Origin of the sequence: Dethiobacter alkaliphilus AHT 1 (genome assembly GCF_000174415.1) — a bacterium.
GTDB classification, from domain to species: domain Bacteria; phylum Bacillota; class Dethiobacteria; order Dethiobacterales; family Dethiobacteraceae; genus Dethiobacter; species Dethiobacter alkaliphilus.
This window is the reverse complement of record NZ_ACJM01000010.1, coordinates 122,824-129,630: the sequence shown is the minus strand read 5'-3', so window position 1 is coordinate 129,630 and position 6,807 is coordinate 122,824. Positions and strand designations below refer to the sequence as shown.

8 protein-coding genes are annotated in these 6,807 nt (G+C 52.3%); all 8 read left to right on the top strand.

All coding sequences use genetic code 11. The features are described 5' to 3' along the window. Nucleotides 1–141: 141 nt before the first annotated feature. The 8 genes from DEALDRAFT_RS10630 to DEALDRAFT_RS10595 all read left to right on the top strand — a co-directional run bounded on the left by DEALDRAFT_RS10630 (nt 142) and on the right by DEALDRAFT_RS10595 (nt 6,747). A complete protein-coding gene (locus tag DEALDRAFT_RS10630; RefSeq protein WP_008517293.1) occupies nt 142–867 on the top strand; it encodes a DUF1614 domain-containing protein in 726 nt (241 codons plus the stop codon). Then, complete coding sequence (spoIIP, locus tag DEALDRAFT_RS10625) at nt 857–2,083, top strand: stage II sporulation protein P (protein ID WP_008517292.1); 1,227 nt, start codon at nt 857–859, stop codon at nt 2,081–2,083. Before DEALDRAFT_RS10630 ends, spoIIP begins: the two co-directional genes overlap by 11 nt. A 5-nt stretch (nt 2,084–2,088) precedes the next feature. Further along, nucleotides 2,089–2,979: a YIEGIA family protein gene (locus DEALDRAFT_RS10620; RefSeq protein WP_008517291.1), complete on the top strand. Its 891-nt coding sequence runs from the start codon at nt 2,089–2,091 to the stop codon at nt 2,977–2,979. A 12-nt stretch (nt 2,980–2,991) separates the two neighbouring features. Next, the gene (locus tag DEALDRAFT_RS10615) at nt 2,992–3,180 is read left to right on the top strand and encodes a capping complex subunit for YIEGIA (protein WP_008517290.1); all 189 of its coding nucleotides are present in this window, start codon (nt 2,992–2,994) and stop codon (nt 3,178–3,180) included. A 34-nt stretch (nt 3,181–3,214) separates the two neighbouring features. After that, on the top strand, nt 3,215–3,679 hold the full coding sequence (locus DEALDRAFT_RS10610; protein ID WP_008517289.1) for a DUF3189 family protein: 465 nt from the start codon (nt 3,215–3,217) through the stop codon (nt 3,677–3,679). Beyond that, nucleotides 3,676–4,119, top strand: coding sequence for a DUF3189 family protein (locus DEALDRAFT_RS10605; protein WP_008517288.1), 444 nt, complete (start codon nt 3,676–3,678; stop codon nt 4,117–4,119). The genes DEALDRAFT_RS10610 and DEALDRAFT_RS10605 overlap by 4 nt, the downstream gene beginning before the upstream one ends. A gap of 151 nt (nt 4,120–4,270) precedes the next feature. Continuing rightward, nucleotides 4,271–4,633 carry an ArsR/SmtB family transcription factor gene (locus DEALDRAFT_RS10600; RefSeq protein WP_008517287.1) on the top strand — a complete coding sequence of 121 codons (363 nt, stop codon included), beginning with the start codon at nt 4,271–4,273 and terminating at the stop codon, nt 4,631–4,633. Nucleotides 4,634–4,707: 74 nt separating this feature from the next. Beyond that, nucleotides 4,708–6,747: a heavy metal translocating P-type ATPase gene (locus DEALDRAFT_RS10595; protein ID WP_243441157.1), complete on the top strand. Its 2,040-nt coding sequence runs from the start codon at nt 4,708–4,710 to the stop codon at nt 6,745–6,747. Nucleotides 6,748–6,807 lie beyond the last annotated feature (60 nt).

Genomic DNA, 6,807 nt, shown 5'->3' with positions numbered 1-6,807 from the left:
CTGAGGGTCAGGTCCGACATTTCGATCTTTATCTGAAAATATGGCTACTTTATTTCTTCATATATATAATGGCATAAATCTTACCGTTTCGGTTACTCTATTTACTGCAATGCTGCAAATATCTGGAGGTGCATAAATGGTATGACCATCGGTATGATTGTGTTGGTAGTTGTGGCGGTGCTTGTCTATCTGGGCGCTGCCCAACGGGTGTTGGACAGGCTGCGTCTGTCGGACAGGGCAGCTCTGTTGTTCTTGGGTGCCATGGTGGTGGGAGGATTTCTCCCTGATATCCCCATCACCGATAATGTCTCCATCAACATCGGTGGCGGCATTATCCCCATTGTATTAGCAGTATATCTCTTCATTAAGGCCGGTTCCACCAAGGAAAAGGTTCGGGCCGTACTGGCGGCGCTGGTAACCGGCGGAGTGGTTTATGCGGCCATGAAAATTATGCCGTCGGAACCCACGTACAATTATTTTCTCGATCCCATGTACCTGTTTGCCATTATTGCCGCGGTGGTGGGTTACCTGGCAGGGCGCTCCCGGCGCTCAGCGTTTATCGCCGGCTCCATGGGTATTTTACTCACCGATATTTTCTCGCGTATTGAGATTGCCATTTACGGTGGTTCGGGCGGTATGAGTATCGGCGGCGCCGGTGTTTTTGATGCCATCGTAATCAGCGGTATTTTGGCACTTCTTTTGGCGGAGATTTTTGGTGAAAGCCGCGAACGGATTCAGGGCGGGCCGTCCCAGGACCGTCCCGACAGCCTGAAAAAAGGTTTGTCCGATGTGGAGTTAAGTGAGGAGCTGGATCGGGAAGAAATGCAGAAAAATGAAGAAGAGGAGGAGTACAAACATGAAGAATAAGGCCTTTTTGCTAAAACTGGCCCTGGCTGTGCTTTTGTCTCTGTCCCTCCTCGTAGTGGTCGGTACCGGCAATACGGCAGTTGCTTTCGATTATGATGAATATGAGCACCACAGCGGCCGTATTTTTACCATGGTGGACCAGGATGGCGAAGTGATTATGCGTACTGCCCGCCAGATTGTGGTGGGGGACGAGTATATTAATATGGCTAACAATTACTACCGTGTTGTTTCCGTAGATGGGGAAACGGCGGTGGCCGAAGAGGTGGAGAGGCAAACAGCTGCCGCCGAACCTGTGAGTGAAGGATTCATTGCACGGGTAAGCCGCCTGCTGCGCAATTCCATCCCGGTTCAGCAGCAGGAAGGCCAGGACCTTAACCGGCGCATAGGCATTTACAATTCCCACGGTGCCGAGTCCTATATTGAAGGCGATGGGGAAGAGAGCAAAGACCCCGGCGGCGGTATAATCGATGTGGGCGACAGGCTTGCTGAAGCACTGGAGGGGATGGGTGTGGAAGTTCTACGTTCCCAGGAACCCCACACACCCCACGATGCCGGAGCTTATAACCGCTCCAAGCGTACCGTGGAAGAATTCCTAAAAGAAGACCCGGACGCGCTCATTGACGTCCACCGTGATGCGGTGCCCGAAGAAGAGTATCTGGAAGAAGTGGAAGGCGAAGAGCGGGTGCAGGTTCAGTTTGTGGTGGGCCGGCAGAACCAGAACATGGAAGTCAACAAAGAGTTTGCCGAAGGCCTGAAGGCCCGGGCCGATGAACTGTATCCCGGCCTGGTAAAAGGAATATTTATGGCCCGCGGCAGCTACAACCAGGAGATGTCACCCCAGGCCACTCTCATTGAAGTGGGGTCCCACACCAATAATAAAGATCAGGCTTTAGAGACCATGGACCTGTTTGCCGAAGTGGTCAACGACTTCCTCTATGAAGGAGAAGGGGATGAGATTGCCAGCCCTGCTCCGGGAACTCCCGACGGTCCCGGCGGCACGGCGTTGCGCTCTGCCCTCTGGGTAATTGCCGGATTAGTGGTGGCAGTAGGAATCTTTTTGGTTGTCAGTGCCGGCGGCTTTGAACAAGCTAAAGAAAAGCTGTCCAAGTTCAGAAACAAGGAGTTCTCCAATACCATGGGACTTCCGCCTGATGAGGAAGAACCCTGTGATAAGTGTAAGGAAGATAAACCGGACGGAGGTAATGAAGGGAGTTAAATGCCATGACCGATGATCTAATGGCTATTGCTGCAGGCATCATTGTGGGCACATTGGCACGATACTGGATGATGAGCCGTGATGTGCGGCAATACCCTTCTTATCCTCATGCGGTTATTAATCATCTGGCGCTGGGCTTTTTGGCGGCCACCCTTGGAGCGGTGGCCGTCCCGGCCCTGGCCGCCGAAGAGTATACTGCAGTTACATTTCTGGCTCTGGCCGCCACCCAGTTTCGCGAAGTACGAAATATGGAGCGGGAAATGCTGGGGACGCTGGAGCATTCGGAAATGGTGGTCCGCGGACCGGATTTTATCGAAGGGATTGCCCGCACGTTTGAAGCCCGTAACTATCTGGTACTGCTTGTTGCTTTGATAACCTCCGGCATTACCTTTTGGGTAGGGCTGATTTGGGGCGTTGTGGCAGGCATTCTGACCGCAGTGGCGGTAAAAATGTTAAAGCGCGGTAAAAGAATTGGAGATATTGCCAAAGTAAGGGCCGTTGAATTTCGTTTTGAGGGGCCAGATTTATTTGTAGAAGATATTCATATTATGAATCTGGGACTTCAGGAGATTCGCGAAGAATATGAAGCAAAGGGCAGAGCGTTAGTAATTGAGCCCCATGACGATAACGCCCGGGAAATTCTGGCCAATGTGGGTCAGCGTCAGGCCATAGCTCACGATGCAGCATCACTGTTGGGAATCCATCGTGATGTGGATACTGCGGAGTTTACACCGCTTTTGCGCCGTGATACCGATACCGGCAGAATAGGGATGATTATGGTTCCCATCGAACCGGATTCGGAATGCCTGGTAATGGCGGTAAAAAATGTGCCGGTCCTGGAAAGCGCTTTGGTAAATCCACTGGCCTCCGGCGCGGGCAGATGTGCGTCAGATTAGGGGGGATTTATTATGGATGTGGCCATTAAAAAGCTAATTTTGGCCGCTGTAACCACGCATGATAAACAGGTCAGCGGTGTACCGACATTTTATGCCGATAATGAAGAAGAGCGGGCCAGAATGTCTACCATTCTCTCCCGCGTACTGGAAGCGGTGGCACATGATATGGGAAACGGTGTTTATATCATAGTAAAACATTAAGCCGGTTCACTGAAACAATAGTTGGAGGATGCAGATGGCGGGAAAAAAGATAATCTATCATTGCTACGGCGGCGCCCACTCATCGGTGACCGCCGCAGCAATTCACCTGGGAAAACTAAAACCTCATATCATACCATCCGACCGGGAGTTGATGGGCCTGACCCTGTTTGACCGTCAAACCAAAGACGGTCACGGACAGCTGCATTTTTTTGGTTTTGACCGGGCAGGAAATCAGATTTATTCGGTGGGCTGTCGCAATATCGGGTCGTCTTTGGAACAATTTTTACAAAATGTCTCAGGCCTCTTAAATGTGGAAGACGAACTGCATTTTGTGGATACACTGCACTGTGTGAACCTGAAAATGCGCATAGGAGGCTATATTTCAAGGCGCCTGGGCATCATTAAGTATGGCCGTCCTCTGGTATTGGAGGGTACCCAGGATGCGTATCCCAAACTGGTGGAGTTGGTAAATAAGGTGCGAAAGGAAGCAGGCGCATGAAATATATCTACCTGGGCGTATCAGACCTTTACCTGCCCGCCACCACCGCAGCCATTCATTTGGAACAGCTGGATAGCTTACACGGCCCCACCCAGCAGAAACTAAAAAGCCTGTCCTATTTCCGCACCGTGGGCAAAGAAGATGACGGCAAACTTTATTTTGCAGGTCGGGATAATAACGACAATGAAGTCTATATCGCCAGCATCAAAGGACATCCCGATGTGGCGGTGCGGGCGGTGCAGAGCCTGCTGGGGCTGTATCAAATGTCTCTCAGTGAAGTGCAGGTTATCCCCTGCTTGCCGGAGAATCCGCAGATTAGTTTGGTCTGCAGTGTGTTTAAACAACTGGGCCTGCAGAATGTGGCAGACTATGTGGGCTATAAACTGGTGAACAATCGTTTTACCGCAATTGTAAAATCTGTTCGCAGGGAACCTGTCTGAGTTGGGACCTGCACTAAAAAGGCGGCTCCCCTACGGGGTGCCGCCTTTTTGGCGGTGAATTTGCTTCCTCTTAATAATATCTATTGACATTTTGATACCAACTGCATATAATGTAAACAATTAAGCAAATGTTTAATTGAGAGGTGTTAAAATGTCCAATGAGCATGATCGTTGCCAGGAGTTTTGTGTAGATGCCAAAGCCTTGGCTGCGGCAGAGAAAAAAATGCCGGACCAGGCCACCCTAAACCGGCTGTCCCGCATGTTTGGGGCCTTTGGCGACGCCAATCGGCTAAAAATTATGCTGGCTGTGGCGGACCAGGATTTGTGTGTCTGTGAGTTGGGAGAGCTTTTGGGGATGAGTGCGCCGGCCGTCTCTCATCATTTGCGCAGGCTAAAAGATTTAAGTTTGGTAAAAACCCGCCGTCAGGGAAAGCTGGTCTATTATTCCCTGGATGATCAACATATCCGCGATTTGCTGGTTATAGGCCAGGCCCACCTACAACATAGTTCATAACACAGATAAAGGGGAAGATAAGATGTCAGAAGCAAGAGCTTTAACCGGAGGAAGTTTACGGGAAAAACATTTTGGTGGAAGGGCTGGACTGCGCCGACTGTGCCAGACAGCTGGAAGAAGGAATCCGTCGTCTGGAAGGTGTGGATGAGGCTGTGCTGTCGTATGCCTCCGGGAAGTTACACCTGCGCTACCGCCGTCAGTTGGGCGAGGTCCGCAAGATGATGGAATCTCACGGCTACCGCCTGCTGGAAGAAGCTGAGGGAGAACAGGGTAGCGACTTGGCGCGGAAACGGACAGCTTACGCTGTGGTTTCTGCCATGGCCATCCTGTTTGCTATTATTGCTACTCCCTTTAATACAAATGTTTCCGCAACACTGCTGTTGGTGGCCATTTTAACCGGCGGCCATCTCACCTTTCGCCGCGGCATAGCAGCCATCCGTGCCGGCCGCCTGGATATGAATACGCTGATGACGGTGGCGGTGGCCGGAGCTTTGTTTATCAACGAATGGTGGGAAGCGGCCACCGTAGCTTTTCTCTTTGCTGCCAGCCATGCGCTGGAAACATATACAGCGGAAAAGAACCGCCGTTCCATTCGCGCCCTGATGGATACGGTGCCCGAAGAGGCCCACCGGTTAAAGGACGGCGTGCCGGAAACGGTGCCGGTGGAGGCTGTCTTGCCGGAAGAAGAAATTCTGGTGCGGCCGGGGGAGCGTATCCCCCTGGACGGTACAATCGTCTCCGGGTCCTCCTATGTAACAGAAGCAGCGGTAACGGGAGAATCCTTGCCTGTCAGTAAGGAGAGGGGTGGCAACGTTTATGCCGGCACACTTAACGGTAACGGCTCCCTCACTGTTCGCGTAAAAGGCAGCGCCAAGGATTCCACCCTGGCCAATATTGTGCGTCTGGTGGAAGAAGCCCAGGCCCGCCGTGCCCCCGCCCAGCAGTTTATCGACCGCTTTGCCCAAATCTATACACCGGTGGTTATCGCTTTGGCCGCTGCCATTGCCATTCTGGGACCGGTCATAGCCGGGGGCGGCTGGCAGCAATGGGTCTACCGCGGACTGGCGCTATTAATTGTGGCCTGTCCCTGCGCCTTGGTGGTCTCTACCCCGGTGTCCATTGTGGCCTCTTTGACCAACGCAGCCCGGCAGGGCATTCTGGTTAAAGGCGGCGTGTACCTGGAACAAATGAGAGATGTAAATGCCATTATTTTTGACAAAACCGGTACCCTTACCAAGGGAACTCCCATGGTCACCCGTATTTTAAGTACTAATTACCCGCAGGAAAAACTGCTGCAGATTGCCGCCAGCCTGGAAGCGCACTCAGAGCATGTTTTGGCAGAAGCAATCCGTAAGCTGGCCAAAGAACAGGAACTTTCGCCGCAGCAGGTAAGTGATTTTACCGCCTATCCGGGCAAAGGTGTAACGGGCACGGTGGACGGCACCCGCTATTATCTGGGCTCCCCGGCATTTCTGGCCCAACACGGCTATGCCACTTCCAATCTGGAGATGGAGGCGCAAGGGAACGAAACCCCTGTAATGTTGGCTTCAGAACAAACTATTCACGGCGCCCTGCTTATCAGTGATACCATTCGTCAGGAAAGCAGAAGCACTTTGGATAACCTGCGAAACCTGGGTATAGAAAAAATCGCCATGCTCACCGGAGACAGAGAAGAGGCGGCCCGGCCGTTGGCCTTATCCCTGGGACTGGACGATGTGGCCGCCGGTCTGCTGCCGGAACAAAAGGAGCAGGCGGTGCGCCGTTTCCGCACTAAGTTTGGCAGTGTGGCCATGGTAGGTGACGGTATAAATGACGCTCCCGCTTTAGCCTCCGCCGATGTGGGCATTGCCATGGGTGCTGCCGGCAGCCCCACCGCTTTGGAAACCGCCGATATCGCACTGATGGGCGATGAGCTGGATAAACTACCGTTTTTGATTACCCTTTCCCGCCGCACCATGGGCATTATCCGCCAAAACATCGCTTTTGCCCTGCTTATCAAAGGCCTGGCCATTATGCTGGTGTTTCCCGGCTGGTTAACCCTCTGGCTGGCAATCTTAGCCGATATGGGTGCCTCAATTCTGGTCACCGCCAACGGCATGCGCCTGTTAAGATAACAAACACAACGGTAGAAGAGGTTGAATTAACAGCTTAGAAAGTTGATCATGTCATGATTG